Source organism: Sphingomonas sp., from assembly GCF_039594485.1.
Taxonomy (GTDB): domain Bacteria; phylum Pseudomonadota; class Alphaproteobacteria; order Sphingomonadales; family Sphingomonadaceae; genus Sphingomonas.
Map to the genome: position 1 here is coordinate 33,288 of NZ_JBCNNI010000017.1, position 14,089 is coordinate 47,376.

General features: G+C 67.3%; 12 protein-coding genes, 1 tRNA gene and 2 riboswitches. Of the genes, 5 read left to right on the plus strand and 8 right to left on the minus strand.

The genetic code is table 11. The annotated features are described in order from the left end of the window. Positions 1–108: 108 nt before the first annotated feature. Both recN and ABDV78_RS10315 read right to left on the minus strand, forming a co-directional pair. Positions 109–1,773: a DNA repair protein RecN gene (gene recN, locus ABDV78_RS10310; RefSeq protein WP_343527322.1), complete on the minus strand. Its 1,665-nt coding sequence runs from the start codon at positions 1,771–1,773 to the stop codon at positions 109–111. Positions 1,774–1,885: 112 nt separating this feature from the next. Then, positions 1,886–2,821: an outer membrane protein assembly factor BamD gene (locus ABDV78_RS10315; RefSeq protein WP_343527323.1), complete on the minus strand. Its 936-nt coding sequence runs from the start codon at positions 2,819–2,821 to the stop codon at positions 1,886–1,888. A gap of 208 nt (positions 2,822–3,029) precedes the next feature. Here ABDV78_RS10315 and ABDV78_RS10320 point away from each other — a divergent pair, with 208 nt between their 5' ends. Continuing rightward, positions 3,030–3,854, plus strand: coding sequence for a phosphoheptose isomerase (locus ABDV78_RS10320; protein WP_343527324.1), 825 nt, complete (start codon positions 3,030–3,032; stop codon positions 3,852–3,854). A gap of 67 nt (positions 3,855–3,921) precedes the next feature. On the opposite strand, the gene ABDV78_RS10325 is transcribed toward ABDV78_RS10320, so the two are convergent. Then, positions 3,922–5,358, minus strand: coding sequence for a S41 family peptidase (locus ABDV78_RS10325; protein WP_343527325.1), 1,437 nt, complete (start codon positions 5,356–5,358; stop codon positions 3,922–3,924). 257 nt (positions 5,359–5,615) lie between these two features. Here ABDV78_RS10325 and ABDV78_RS10330 point away from each other — a divergent pair, with 257 nt between their 5' ends. After that, complete coding sequence (locus ABDV78_RS10330; protein ID WP_343527326.1) at positions 5,616–6,797, plus strand: glycosyltransferase; 1,182 nt, start codon at positions 5,616–5,618, stop codon at positions 6,795–6,797. A 16-nt stretch (positions 6,798–6,813) separates the two neighbouring features. Here the strand turns inward: ABDV78_RS10330 and ABDV78_RS10335 are convergent, their stop codons facing one another. The 4 genes from ABDV78_RS10335 to yajC are packed head-to-tail and all read right to left on the minus strand — an operon-like array spanning position 6,814 to position 10,135. After that, a complete protein-coding gene (locus ABDV78_RS10335) occupies positions 6,814–7,197 on the minus strand; it encodes an Mth938-like domain-containing protein (protein ID WP_343527327.1) in 384 nt (127 codons plus the stop codon). An 11-nt stretch (positions 7,198–7,208) separates the two neighbouring features. After that, entirely contained in the window at positions 7,209–8,189 is a 981-nt protein-coding gene (secF, locus tag ABDV78_RS10340) for a protein translocase subunit SecF (protein ID WP_343527328.1), read from the minus strand. Between the two features lie 16 nt (positions 8,190–8,205). Continuing rightward, positions 8,206–9,810: a protein translocase subunit SecD gene (gene secD / locus ABDV78_RS10345; protein WP_343527329.1), complete on the minus strand. Its 1,605-nt coding sequence runs from the start codon at positions 9,808–9,810 to the stop codon at positions 8,206–8,208. A 7-nt stretch (positions 9,811–9,817) separates the two neighbouring features. Next, positions 9,818–10,135 (minus strand): preprotein translocase subunit YajC, encoded by a 318-nt coding sequence (gene yajC, locus ABDV78_RS10350; RefSeq protein WP_343527330.1) that lies wholly within the window; start codon positions 10,133–10,135, stop codon positions 9,818–9,820. 225 nt (positions 10,136–10,360) lie between these two features. On the opposite strand from yajC, the gene ABDV78_RS10355 reads away from it, so the two are divergent. After that, positions 10,361–10,437: transfer RNA gene (locus ABDV78_RS10355), tRNA-Pro, on the plus strand. A gap of 107 nt (positions 10,438–10,544) precedes the next feature. Here ABDV78_RS10355 and ABDV78_RS10360 read toward each other — a convergent pair. Next, entirely contained in the window at positions 10,545–11,120 is a 576-nt protein-coding gene (locus ABDV78_RS10360) for a septal ring lytic transglycosylase RlpA family protein (RefSeq protein ID WP_343527332.1), read from the minus strand. A 97-nt stretch (positions 11,121–11,217) separates the two neighbouring features. Then, positions 11,218–11,419: riboswitch (cobalamin riboswitch) on the plus strand. Positions 11,420–11,589: 170 nt separating this feature from the next. Between ABDV78_RS10360 and ABDV78_RS10365 the strand changes: the two genes are divergently transcribed. Further along, positions 11,590–12,645: a HoxN/HupN/NixA family nickel/cobalt transporter gene (locus tag ABDV78_RS10365; RefSeq protein ID WP_343527333.1), complete on the plus strand. Its 1,056-nt coding sequence runs from the start codon at positions 11,590–11,592 to the stop codon at positions 12,643–12,645. 22 nt (positions 12,646–12,667) lie between these two features. Further along, positions 12,668–12,870, plus strand: a riboswitch (cobalamin riboswitch). 179 nt (positions 12,871–13,049) lie between these two features. Then, positions 13,050–14,087, plus strand: coding sequence for a cobalamin biosynthesis protein CobW (gene cobW, locus ABDV78_RS10370; RefSeq protein WP_343527334.1), 1,038 nt, complete (start codon positions 13,050–13,052; stop codon positions 14,085–14,087). Positions 14,088–14,089 lie beyond the last annotated feature (2 nt).

Sequence of the window (14,089 nt, forward strand, 5' to 3'; positions counted from 1 at the left end):
GATGACAGTGGGAGGTTGGCCAGGCATGCACGTATCCGGACGTTAACGTCCGTCCCCGATATATCATAAACATGAAACATAAAATAAATTTTGGTGAGCGATACCATGTCATGATGTTTCGAGCAGCCGGTCGGCCTGTGCCCGGGCTTCGTCGGTGATGGTCGCGCCCGACAGCATCCGTGCGATTTCCTCGCGCCGCTCGGCCTCGTTCAGGGCGCGGACGCCGGTGCGGGTGACGGTGCCATCATGGCTCTTGGCGATCAGCAGATGCGCGGCACCCCGCGCAGCGACCTGCGGGCTGTGGGTGACGACGAGCAACTGCGTCCGCCTGGCCAGTCGGTGCAGCCGGTCGCCGATTGCCGAAGCGACCGCGCCGCCGACGCCGCGATCGATCTCGTCGAAGATCATCGTCGTCGCGCCGCCTTCCTCCGCCAGCGCGACCTTGAGCGCCAGGATGAAGCGCGACAATTCGCCGCCGCTGGCGATCTTCATCAGGGGAGCGAAGGGTGCGCCGGGGTTGGTCGAAATCTCGAACTCCACCCGGTCCTTGCCTGCCGCCGACCAGCCGCCGGGTTCGGTCGTGGCGACGACGGTGCGGAAGCGCGCGGCGTCGAGCTTGAGCGGCGCGAGTTCGCCTTTCACCGCCTGATCCAGCCGCTCCGCCGCCGCGACCCGTGCGGTGGTGACCCGTGCGGCGGCCTGGTCATAGGCGGCGCGCGCGGTGGCAAGGGCGGCCTCCAGGCGTCCAATGCCTTCCTCGCCCGCATCCAGACGTTCGAGTCGCCCGGACAATTGTTCGGCCAGATCGGCAAGTTCGTCGGGCTGGACGCGGTGCTTGCGAGCCATGCCACGCAATTCGAACAGCCGTGCTTCATCCTCTTCCAGCGCGCGTGGGTCATAGGCCAGTTCGCGGTGCGCCTCGAACAGCCGTTCCTCCGCCAGCGACGCCTCGATCACCGCGCGGTCGATCGCCGCAAGGGCATCGGCCAGTGCCGGGTGATCCTCGCCGATCCGTTCCAGCACGCGGGCGGCCTGGCGCAGCCCCGCCAGCGCGCCGTCCGAGCCTTGCAGATGCTCCTCGATCGCGGCGAGTTCGCCGGCGATCTTTTCCGAACGCTGCATGGTACGGCGGCGATCGGCCAGCGCTTCCTCCTCGCCGGGTTCGGGGGCGAGCCTGGTCAGCTCGGCGACCGCATGTTCCAGCCATTCGCGGTCGCGCGCCGCCGCCTCGATCTCGTCGCGTGCGGTGGTGAGCGCGCTCTCCGCCTCGCGCAGGGCGGTCCAGGCGGCGGCGACCGTGGTCGTATCGATCCGCCCGAAACCGTCGAGCATCATCCGGTGCCCGCGCGGATTGAGCAGGCCGCGATCGTCATGCTGGCCATGGATCTCGACCAGAAAGGGGGCGATCTCGCGCAACAGGGCTGCTGACGCGGGCTGGCTGTTGACGAAGCCGCGGCTGCCGCCATCGGCCTTCACCAGTCGTCGCACGATCAGCGGTTCGCCGGGTTCGACCGCGATTCCCGCCTCGTCCAGGATCGCGGCGAGGCGGCCGTCCGGGGCCGGGGGCTCGAAGCTGGCGGTGACGGTCGCCTGCCCGGCACCTTGGCGGACCAGCCCCGTGTCGCCGCGGCCGCCCAGCGCCAGCCCCAGGGCGTCGAGCAGGATCGATTTGCCCGCTCCCGTCTCGCCGGTCAGAACCCCCAGGCCCCGGCCGAAATCGAGGTCGAGCGCCTCGATCAGGACGACATCACGAATGGACAGCGCGGTCAGCATGGGGGGCGATATAAAGCGAAACGCCGCGCGATGTTATCCCCCGACGCGAAAATGATCCCGATTTGTTCGGGCTGGTGGGTCGCCAGGCGTTGCCGACCCATCCGGTCGTAGCTCAGCTCGTCGGGGAGCTGTTGTTGCTGGTCGGGGTCGGGCGGCCTGGCGCGGCGGCATTGGGCGTCGCGGTGCCCGACGCGCCCGGCAGGCCGATATTGACCGAGCCCGGCGTGCCGACCGGCACGATCGGCTGACCCGGCTGGATCGCGGGGATCGGCTGCACCGGATATTCGCGCATCAGCTTATAGGCGCGCGAATACCAGTCGGTCCCCGGATAATTGGCACCCAGGACGGCGGCGGCACGTTCGGCCTCGGGGCGGACACCCAGCGCCAGATAGGTTTCGGTCAGGCGCATCAGCGCCTCGGGGGTATGGCTGGTCGTCTGGTATTTGTCGACGACGGTGCGGAAGCGCATCGACGCGGCCAGCCACTGGTGGCGATCCTCGTAGAAGCGGCCGATCTCCATTTCCTTGCCCGCCAGGTGATCGTTGACCAGATCGACCTTTAACCGCGCATCGGCGGCATAGCGGGTGTTGGGATAGCGGCGCATCAGCTCGCCCAGCGCGTCGAGCGCCTGGCGGGTGATCTTCTGGTCGCGGGTGACGTCCTGGATCTGCTCATAATAGCCGAGCGCGATCAGATAATAGGCATAGGGCGCATCGCGATTGCCCGGGTGGACGGAGATGAAGCGCTGTGCCGACTGGATCGACTGGGTATAGTCGCGGCCGAGATAATAGCTGAACGCGCTCATGATCTGCGCACGGCGGGCCCAGATCGAATAGGGGTGCTGGCGCTCCACCTCGTCGAACAACAAGGCCGCCTCCTTGTACCGATGCTGGTCCAGCCGCGCCTTGGCGGCCGTGTACAGCGTGCCCACATCGCGCGCGACATAGGGCAGGTCGGTGCGGGTACGGTTGCGGGCGCAACCCGCGATCGGAAGGGCCAGAGCGGCGATCAGCGCCAGCGAAAGCGCACGGGAACGGGGGTTACGCATCGCGCATGTCCTTAGCGCAGCCGGACGGCGGGGAACAGTCCCTCCGCGCACCCCCTGCGACAGGCGGGCGAGGGGCGACGTCGCGACAGGCCGCTTGCCATCGATGCACGGTGCACGGCATGGGCCAGGGGCAGGGTGCTGGGGCGGGAACGGCCCATCGCCCGGACGGTTTTCACCGTCGACCCGAGTCAGAAGGAATCACAGACCCATGCCCGCCACGCTGCTCCACACCCATCGCGTCGAAAAGCCCTGGGGCCGCCATAAGCTCTATCCGGGTTTCGAGGATGTCGCGCCGGGCGGGGCGCCGGTGGGCGAGGTGTGGTTCCAGGAGCCGGGCGACACCTCGCCCGACCTGCTGATCAAATATCTGTTCACCAGCGAGAAGCTGTCGGTGCAGGTCCATCCCGATGACGAACAGGCGCATGCCCGTGGCCTGCCGCGCGGCAAGGACGAATGCTGGACGATCCTGACCGCCGAGCCCGATTCGACCATCGCGCTCGGCCCCAAGGCGCCGATGACCAAGGACCAGTTGCGCGCCCACGCACGGGACGGGTCGATCGAGGCCGATCTGGACTGGGTGAGCGTGAAGGAAGGCGACTTCTACTATGCGCCCTCGGGCACGATCCACGCGATCGGCGCCGGCCTGACCGTGATCGAGGTGCAGCAGAACAGCGAGACCACCTATCGCCTTTACGACTATGGCAGCGACCGCGAACTGCATCTGGAGGACGGGGTCGATGTCGCGCACCTGACGCCCTATCAGCCGATCGTCTCGCCCGGCCCGGCGGGCGAGGGGCGCGACATTCTGGTCGAGGGGCCGAAATTCGTGCTCGAGCGCTGGGCGCCGGGCGAGCATGCGGTCGCCCTTCCAGAGGGCCGCACCGCCTGGCTGATCCCGATCACCGGCACGGGCGAGGTCGCGGGCGTCGCGTTCCAGGCCGGTCAGTGCCTGACGGTCACGGGTGCCGAGACGGTGACCCTGTCGGGCGACGGCGATGCGCTGTTCGCCTATTCGGGGACGCAGCGGCTGTAATGCACAAGGGGCCCGGCATGATCGCCATGCCGGGCCCCGTATATGTCATGTCGGATGTGAGCCAGCCTCAGAACAGACCTGGCACCTCGCGTTGCGCGGTCGAGGGGCGTTCGGGCTGGACCAGGCGGCGCGGGCCGTCGCCCACCGACTGGGCAGAGGCGGTCGATGCGCTGATCGGCGTGCAGCTCTTTCCCTGGAGGAAGTCGAGCGCAGCGCGGGTCGAGGCTTCCTGAGGATCGCCCATCTTGCGGGTCAGGTCGTCATTCGCGCGGCAGGTGGTGGGCACGGTGCCCACCAGCCCGTTATAATAGTCGCCCTGCCGATTGGCGTTCTGGATGGCGAAGGCGATGACGCGCAGCCGATCGTCGCAACTGGACCGGTCCAGCGCGATCTGACCCACCGGCTTGCCATAGGTGTTGGCACCGATCAGGGCCATGTTGGTCCCCAGATAGGGCAGGGCGCGGTTGATCACCCCCTCACTGGCCGAGGCCGTGCCGCCGGTCCCGATAAAGGCCACACGCGAAGGGGTGATCGATTCGGGCTGTGGCGCGAAGAAGCTGGTCTGGTTCTCCGCCGACTTGCTGGGCCGGAAGGTGGTGTAGCTCAGCACGTCCGAAGTCTGGCGCGCGCCGCCCAGCAGATTGTTGAACAGGTCGGCGATCGATACCGCGCCGCCGCCATTGTAGCGCAGATCGACGACGACCTGGGTGATGCCCTGCTGCTTGAAGGTGGCGAAGGCCGAACGAAGCTGCGCATCCGCCGTCCCGATAAAGGTGCGCAGGTTGATATAGCCATAGCGCTGGCCGTTATCAGTGATGATCTGCGTGCCATAGCTGGGCGATACCGGTTGCAGCGTATAGTCGCTCTTGGTCAGCGAGACCGTGCGCACCGCGCCCGAGGGGGCGGCGACCCGGAACACGCGCACCGTGCCCGCCGTATCGGGGCCGAGCGCGTTGGACAGGCCGTTATTGGGATCGGCCCTCACGATGTCCGCGATCGACTGGATATTGCTGGTCGAGGTGCCGATGCCCTGGATCTCCGTCCCGCGATCGATCCCGGCGGCCAGCGCCGCGCCGCTTTCAAAGGATTCGGCGATCAGCAGCCTGCTCTGCGTCGAATCGGTCGTCAGGCGAAAGCCGAAGCCCGCGCTGGAACCGGAATTATAATAGGCATCTTCCTCCTTGATGGAGGTGAGATAGGTGAAATAGCGATCCTTGCGCTGCGCCCGTGCGGTGGCGGTCAGCGCATCGATATAGTCGCTGACGGTGGAATAGGCCGACGGGTCGAGATTGGTCGGCAGGGTATCGGGGAAGAGATACCATTCGTTCATCTGGGCGGCGACCCAGTTCTGCCGGTCGCGCAGCGAACAGCCGTTCGAGGTCGATCCGCTTGCTCCGCCCGTGGCGTTGCCGGTGGAACTGATCGAACCGCCGCCGTCTCCGCCGCAACCTGCCAGCGTGGCGGCCAGCGCCAGCAGCGCGCCGAAATGCCCGAATCGCGTCATCGAGATCGCATCCCCCTCTGTCCATCCGCTGGTTAGCCCGTCTTCGACAATGTGTCAGGGCACTTTTGTCGCGGGAATGAACGATTCTCGACTTGGACGACATCGTTCTTGTCTCTGGGCAAGGGGACTTCGATGGATGACGTTCCGATATGTTGCTCGTAAAGTGCTTCCGATCACTTCGGTATCGGAGTGAAGTGGAGAGGAAGGTCTGTCGGGGTGAGGAGCGCCCCGCCGGTCCGTCGGGAGTTTGAAGGTTCATGCTGAATGTCCTGACCCTTTCCAGCCTGTTCCCGGACGCCACGCGCCCCAATTTCGGTATCTTCGTCGAGCGTCAGACGATGGCGCTCAGCCACCGGCCGGGGGTGTCGGTCCGGGTCGTCGCACCGATTGGCCTGCCCCCCTGGCCGCTGTCGCGTGCGGCGCGATTTCGCGCCCGCGCCGCGCCGCCGCCGCGCGAGGACTGGCATGGCCTGGACGTCAGCCGCCCGCATTTCGTCACGGTGCCGGGGACGGGGGGGCGGTTCCATGTGGCGGCCCTCGTCCGCGCGCTGGGGCCGGTGCTCGATCGCCTGCATGCCGAGCAGCCTTTCGACGTGATCGATGCGTCCTTCTTCTTTCCCGACGGGCCTGCCGCGGTCGCGATGGGGCGGCGTTACGGCGTTCCGGTTTCGATCAAGGCGCGGGGGGCGGACATCCATCATTGGGGGAATGCCCCCGCGACGCGCGCCCAGGTCGCGGCGGCGGCGGTGCGGGCCGATGGCCTGCTCGCGGTCAGTGACGCGATGGCCGACGATGTGGCGGCGCTTGGCGTGCCGCGCCAACGTGTCCATGTCCATCATACCGGCGTCGACCAGACCCGTTTCCAGCCGACGGACCGCCTCGCCGCGAAACGGGTGCTGGGGGTGACGGGGCCGCTGGTCCTGTCGCTGGGCGCGCTGATCCCGCGCAAGGGGCATGGCGTCGTCATCGATGCCGTCGCGCGCCTGCCCGGCGTCACACTGATGATCGTGGGCGAGGGGACGGAGCGGGCCGCGCTACAGGCCCGGGTGCGGCGGCTGGGTATCGCCGACCGCGTGCGGCTGATCGGCGGCGTGCCGCATGACGAACTGCCTGCGCTACTGGGGGCGGCGGATGTGATGGCGCTGGCTTCGGCGTCGGAGGGGCTGGCCAATGCCTGGGTCGAGGCGATCGCCTGCGGCACGCCGGTGGTCATCACGCCTGCGGGCGGGGCGGGGGATGTCGTGACCAGCCGTGCGGCTGGACGGATCGCGGGCGCCGATGCCGAGGCCTTCGCCGCCGCGATCCGTGACCTGCTCGATCATCCGCCGGACCCCTGGGCGACGCGCGCGGCGGCGCGGGATTTTACCTGGGCGGCCAATGCGGCGGCGCTGCATTCGCATCTGGCCGAACTGGTCGGGCGCGGTGGGACGGGACGGTAAGCCCGACCCGGATGCGTCAGGCGTCGAGCGGATAGAGCGCCGCGACGATCTTGCGGCCTTCGCTGCGCAACACGCCCCAGGCGCGAGCGGCGGCGCGGCTGTCCATCACCTCGACACCGAGCCCGGCGGCATCCATCGCCGCGCGGAACGGGGCGGGGGCGCGACGCAGCGTCGCGCCGGTGCCCAGCAGCAGGAACTCCGGCGCTTCATCGATCAACGCCTGGACCGCGCGTGCGTCGAGCGTGTCGAAGGCGGGCGGAGTCCATAGCTCATGCCAGTCCGGTGAGAGCAGCAGCGCCGGATAGGCGACCTCGCCGACCCGAAAGCCGTTGGCGGCAAAGCCACGGACGATCGGGCCGGGCGCGGTGGGATCGCGCGTGATGCGGATCGAATCGCTCATCGCCTAAGTCCTCACCCCTCGCGCGGGGTGATCCGCTCTGCGTCGGAGATGGAGCGCTTGTCGGTGGTGCCGGGCTTCTCGCGGTTGGGCTCGGCGCGCAGGCCCAGCGTGATCAGCAGCGAGGAGGAGACATAGATCGACGAATAGGTGCCGACCACGATGCCCAGGATCATTGCCGCGGTGAAGCCGCGCAGCACATGGCCGCCCAGCAGCAGCAGTGCGACCAGCGCCAGCAGGATCGTGACCGAGGTCATGACCGTGCGCGGCAGCGTCTCGTTGACCGACAGGTTGATGATCTCGCGCATTTCCATCTTGCGATAGCGGCGCATATTCTCGCGGATGCGGTCGTCGATGACGATCTTGTCGTTGATCGAATAGCCGATGATGGTCAGGAACGCCGCGATGATCGTCAGGTCGAGTTCGAACTGGGTTACCGCGAAGAAGCCCAGCGTCACCAGCAGGTCGTGCACGATCGCGACGATGGTCGACACGCCGAACTGCCATTCGAAACGGAAGATGGCGAACAGGCCGATGCCCAGGATCGCCAGGACGACCGCGAGCACGCCGTGCTTGATCAACTCGCCCGAGACCTTGCCCGACACCGTGTCGTAACGGCTGAAGGTCGCGCCGGGGAATTGCTGGCCCAGCGCGGTCTCGACCTTGCGCACGACGGCGTTGGTCGCGCCTTCGTCCTTGGAGTCGGGCACCGGCAGGCGGATGCTGATGGTGCGGCCGTCGCCGACCGTCTGGATATTGGCTTCGCCCACGCCCAAGCCATCGACGACCGAGCGAACGCGGTCGGCCGAAGGCGGAGTGGGGAATTTCTCTTCGATCATCAGGCCGCCGACAAAGTCGACGCCCAGATTGAGGCCCCGCGCGAAGGTGACGCCGACCGCGATCAGGGTGAGCGCGAGCGTCAGCCCGAACGCCCAGCCGCGCAGGCGGACAAAGTCGATGTTCGTGTTGTCGGGGACGAGTTTCAGGAGGCGCATGATCTGTTCTCCTGCCTCAAATATTGATGGTCTTGGGCTTTTCGCGACGCAACCACAGCGCCACGAGCATCCGCGTGAAGGTAACGGCGGTGAACACGCTGGTCACGATGCCGATCAGCAGCACGACCGCGAAGCCCTTGACCGGGCCCGAGCCGAGCACGAGCATGATCACGCCCGAGATGGCGTGGGTCACGTTCGCCTCGAAGATCGTCCGGCTGGCTTCCTTGTAACCCAGCTCGACCGCCTGGATCACATTTCGCCCGCGCCGTCGCTCTTCACGAATACGCTCGTTGATCAGCACGTTGGCATCGACCGCGGTGCCGATGGTCAGGATGAAGCCCGCGATACCCGGCAGGGTCAGCGTCGCGTTCAGCATCGCCATGACGGCCAGGATGACCAGCACGTTGATGACGACCGCGATGTTCGCATAGATGCCGAACCGGCCATAGGTGACGGTCATGAACACGATCACCGCGACCGCCGCGATCGCCGAGGCCAGGATGCCCGCGCGGATCGAATCGGCGCCCAGATCGGGGCCGACGGTGCGTTCCTCGACGACCTTCAGATCGACCGGCAGCTTGCCCGAGCGCAGCGAGATCGCGAGCTGGTTGGCGGTGTCGACGGTGAAGTTGCCCATGATCTGGGCGCGGCCGCCCAGGATCGGCTCGTTGATGTTGGGGGCGGATAGCACTTGGCCATCGAGGATGATGGCGAACGGCTTGCCGGTATTTTCCTGGGTGATCCGCGCGAACTTGCGACCGCCCTGCGCGTCGAAGGTGATCGCCACCTGCGGCGCGTTGGTCTGCTGGTCGAAGGTCTGCTGCGCGTCGATCAACTGGTCGCCCGAGATGATGACCGGCCGCTTGACCGCGATCACCGGCGCGCCCAGCGGATTGCCGGGATAGGGCAGGACCTGGCTGCCGGCGGGCGCATTGCCCTTGGCCACTTCGACCGGATTGGCGGTCGTGTCGACCAGCTTGAACTCCAGCTTGGCGGTCTTGCCGATCAGGTCCTTGAGCTGCTGGGGATCCTGAAGACCGGGCACCTGCACCACGATGCGGTTGCTGCCCTGTTGCAGGATCGTCGGCTCCTTGGTGCCGAGCGCGTCGATGCGCCGCCGGACGACCTCGGTCGCGGTCTTCATCGCGGTGTCGACCGCCTGGTTCAGGCCCGCCTGGGTCGGCTTCAGCACGAAGCGCGATGTGTCGACGACCTGGATGTCCCATTCGCGCTGGCCGGTCATGCCCGCCCCGCCGCCGGTGATCGACAGCAGCCGCTCGCGCGCCGCATCGACCTGGGTGGGATCGCGCAGCATGAAGCTGAGCTGGCCGTTACGCACCGAGATATCGCCGATGTCGATGCGCGGATTGCCGCGCCGCATCTCGGCCGCGACCTGGTCGCGCATCGCCTCCAGCCGCGAATTGGCGAGGTCGGCGGTGTCCGCCTCCAGCAGCAGATAGCTGCCGCCCGCCAGGTCGAGGCCCTTGTTCACGCGCGGATGGGGGATGGCCCCCCATGTGTTGGTCATGCTTTCCGGCAGGAAGCTCGGGATCGCCAGCAGGCACAGGGCCGCCAGCAGCGCGACGATGGAAGCGACCTTCCAGCGGGGGAAATCCAGCATCGGTGGATCAGTCGTTCGCGGGCTTGGCGTTGGGGCCGACCACGTCGGTCAGGGTCGCCTTGACGACGCGAACACGCACGTTCGGGGCGATCTCGACCTCGACCAGCGTGTCCTCGACGCGCGTCACCTTGCCGACGATGCCGCCCGCCGTAGTGACCTGATCGCCCTTCTTGACCCCCTCGATCGACGCCTGCAGCGTCTTCATCCGGCGCTGTTGCGGGCGGATCATCAGGAAATAGAAGACGACGAAGACGAGAAGCAGCGGCGCGAGGCTGAGGAACGAGGCGGCTCCGCTCGATGCGGCGGTGCCGGTTGCAGCAGCCATCGCGGCGACTGGGGCGGTGATGGGAATGAACATTCGGACCCGTCTATGCTGGATGGGCACGGGCACCCGCCGACCGCGAACGATCGACCAGCCCCCATGTCGGATAGCCTGCCCGCTACCATCGCAGGCGGACAGGCGCAATGGAGAGCCGGATGTGGGGTTGCCGCCATCGCAACATCAAGGCTTGCATCCCGCATAAAACCCGCCTAGAGGCCGCCGCTCGGTCGGGGCGTAGCGCAGCCTGGTAGCGCATCACACTGGGGGTGTGGGGGTCGCAGGTTCGAATCCTGTCGCCCCGACCAATCTTCTTCCAAAATTGGCAGATGACGGCGGAGCGGGTGGAAACCCGCTCTTTCGTTATGGGCACGATGCGGATCGTCGCCCCAGCGAAGGTTGGGATGACGGACTTTTATCGCGCCGTCATGCCCGCCGCCGCGACCTGCGCCAGCAGATTCGCCCGCACCGCATCCGATACCGGAGGCAATGGCCGCGCCGCCTTGCCGTGGCGCAGGCGTTCGCGGTCCTTCTCGTCCGGCTCCACCCGCCGCACCCGCACCGCCGCCCTGCCCACCGCGCGCAGCCCCAGCTGCTCGGCCGCGCCGCGCGACAGGTCGATGATCCGCGACGATCCGGCAAATGGTCCGCGATCGTTGATCCGCACGATGATGCGGCGTCCCGTCTCGAGTGCGGTCACCTCGACATAGCTGGGCAGCGGCAGGGTGGTATGCGCCGCCGTGGCCCAGCCGGGGCGGAAGCGTTCGCCATTGGCGGTGCGCTTGCCCGATTCGCTGCCATACCAGCTCGCATAGCCCAGCATGTCATAGGTCGCGTCCTCGGCGGGGACATAGGTGACGCCCCGCACCGTATAGGGCTTGCCGATGCGTACCGGATAATCGCTGACCGGCCGGTAATTCCCGCCCGAACAGGCGGCGACCAGACAGGCCGCCGCCGGGGCCGCCCGACGCAATGCTTTGACCAACACCATGGGACCCGAATTAAGCCCGCCGCGCGCCGCGATAAAGCGATTTGCGCCTCCGCCTGCCGCAGTCTATCCCGAAGCCGACCGGATGGGCTTTCAGCCCGATCCGGCCAATCGCGCCGGTGCCCCTTGGGGCTTGAAACGGGAATATGGTGCAAAGCCATAGCTGTCCCTGCAACTGTAAGCGGTGAGCGAACGATGCCGGTTCCTGCAACAGGGAACAGCCACTGGAGTCATCCGGGAAGGCCGTATCGCGACGCATCGACCCGTGAGCCAGGAGACCTGCCGGTGCGAGTCGCTCTTGCCGCGATCCAGGGGATGGTCATGGCCAGGATATATTGTATCATGTGGGCGACGCCACCTGGCCGATCGGCTCGGAACCTCGCCCGGCGTGCGCCCGCTCGTGGTGGGGAACCGCCGCGAGAGCGGATGATCGGCCCTTGTCGCAACGGCGCTATGGGAGGCTGATCCGCCCATGTCCGAATTTTCTGTCCGATCTTCTCTCAAACATCGTGTCGTGCTGCTGATGGGCGCGTTGATCGTCGTCAACATCGCCGTCTGGGGCTGGGCCTTGACCCTGTTTGCGGGCAACAGCCTGATGCTCGGCACCGCCCTGCTCGCCTACAGCCTCGGCCTGCGCCATGCCGTCGATGCCGATCACATCGCGGCGATCGACAATGTCACCCGCAAGCTGATGCAGGACGGCCAGCGCCCGATCGCGGTCGGACTGTGGTTCGCGATCGGCCATTCGGGGATCGTGCTGATCGCGGCGACCACGGTCGCGCTCGCCGCCAGCACGCTCGCCGATTTCGAGGCGTTCGGGCAGAGCGGCGGAACGATCGCCACGATCGTCTCGGCGGGTTTCCTGTTCGCCATCGCGATCATGAACCTGATCATCCTGCGCGATGTCTGGACCCGCTTCCGCCGCGTCGCGCGGGGCGAATCGATGGCGGAGGACGATGCCGCCTTGATGTTCTCGGGCCAGGGGCCGCTGTCGCGACTGTTCCGCCCGCTCTTCCGGCTGATCCGGCGAAGCTGGCACATGGCGCCGCTGGGCTTCCTGTTCGGGCTGGGCTTCGACACCGCGACCGAGGTGGCGATCCTGGGCCTGTCGGGATCGCATGCCGCCGATGGCGTGTCGCTGATGACGATCCTGGTCTTCCCCTTGCTGTTCGCGGTCGGCATGGCGCTGATCGACACGGCCGACGGGCTGGTGATGCTGGGCGCCTATGAATGGGCGTTCGTCCACCCCTTGCGCAAACTCTACTACAATATGACGATCACCCTGGTCTCCGCGCTGGTCGCGCTGGTGATCGGGGGGATCCAGGCGACCGCCTTGCTCGCCGAGCGGTTCGGCTGGACGGCGGGGCCGTTCCGTTATGCGGGGGCGCTGTCCGAGCATTTCAACATACTGGGCTTCGCGATCGTCGGGCTGTTCGTGCTCTGCTGGGGTGCGAGCTTCCTCCTCTATCGCTGGCGCGGGTTCGCGGCGATGGAGGCGCGAATTGCAAAGCCCGGCGGGGCGGGATAAATGCCGCCTGTCGGGACCGAAAAGTCTCGAAGATCGCGCCGGTGCCCTTTTTGGGCTTTGAAACGGGAATGGGGTGCAAATCCCCGGCTGTCCCTGCAACTGTAAGCGGTGAGCGAGCGATGCTGGTGCTCCCTTGAAGCACGGCCACTGGATCCTGTCCGGGAAGGCGCATCCCTTCGCTTCGACCCGCGAGCCAGGAGACCTGCCGGCGTCATGGTCGCTCTTGCCTGGGCCCAGGGGATGGTCGGGGCACGGTTCTCCGTCGGGGAGCGACGAAGCCATGCGGCCGGGGCCGCATCGGTCGCCGGTCAGCGGGGCGGACGCAATCGACTGCGCCCGTCCGTCTCCGCTCCGGCGATGGGCCCCGCGCCGTCCTCGCTCGTCCGGCGCGTCGGAGAATAGCAATGCGTGACCTCAGCAAGGTCCCCGTCACCATCGTCACCGGCTTTCTGGGCGCCGGAAAGACCACGCTCATCAGCCATCTGATCCGCAACGCGGGCGGCCGCCGCCTTGCAGTCGTCGTCAACGAGTTCGGCACGTTGGGCGTCGACGGCGACATCCTCCAGTCCTGCGCCATCCCCGATTGCCCGGCGGAGAATATCGTCGAGCTGGCCAATGGCTGCATCTGCTGCACCGTCGCCGACGACTTCATCCCCACCGTCGAGCGGTTGCTGGCGATGGAGCCGCGTCCCGACCACATCCTGATCGAGACGTCGGGCCTCGCGCTGCCCAAGCCGCTGCTCAAGGCGTTCGACTGGCCCGCCATCCGTTCGCGCATCACGGTCGACGGCGTGGTCGCACTCGCCGATGCCGAAGCCGTGGCGGCGGGGCGCTTCGCCCCCGATCTCGACGCGGTCGAGGCGCAGCGTGCCGCCGACCCCAGCCTCGACCATGAAACCCCGCTGTCCGAGGTGTTCGAGGACCAGCTCGCTTGCGCCGATATCGTCCTGCTGACCAAGGCCGATCTGGCCGGACCGGAGGGCGTCGCCAGAGCCCGCGCGATCATCACCGCCGAGGCCCCGCGCCCACTGCCCATGGTCGAGGCGGTGGACGGCATCGTCTCCGCCGAGATCGTGCTGGGGCTCGAAGCCGCCGCCGAGGACGATATCGCCGCGCGCCCCTCGCATCATGACGGCGCGGACGATCACGAGCATGATGATTTCGACAGCATCTCGGTGATGCTGGGCGAGGTGGAGAGCCCCGAGGCGATCGCGGCGCGCATCGTGACGCTCGCCGAGCAGCAGGATATCCTGCGCGTGAAGGGCTATGCGGCGGTCGCGGGCAAGCCGATGCGGCTGCTGGTCCAGGCGGTTGGCCGCCGGGTGCGCACCAATTACGACCGTCCCTGGGGCGCGGGCGAACCGCGCGGCACGCAACTGGTGGTCATCGCCGAGCATGACCGGATCGACCGCCCCGCGATCGAGGCCGTGCTGAAGGGCTGACA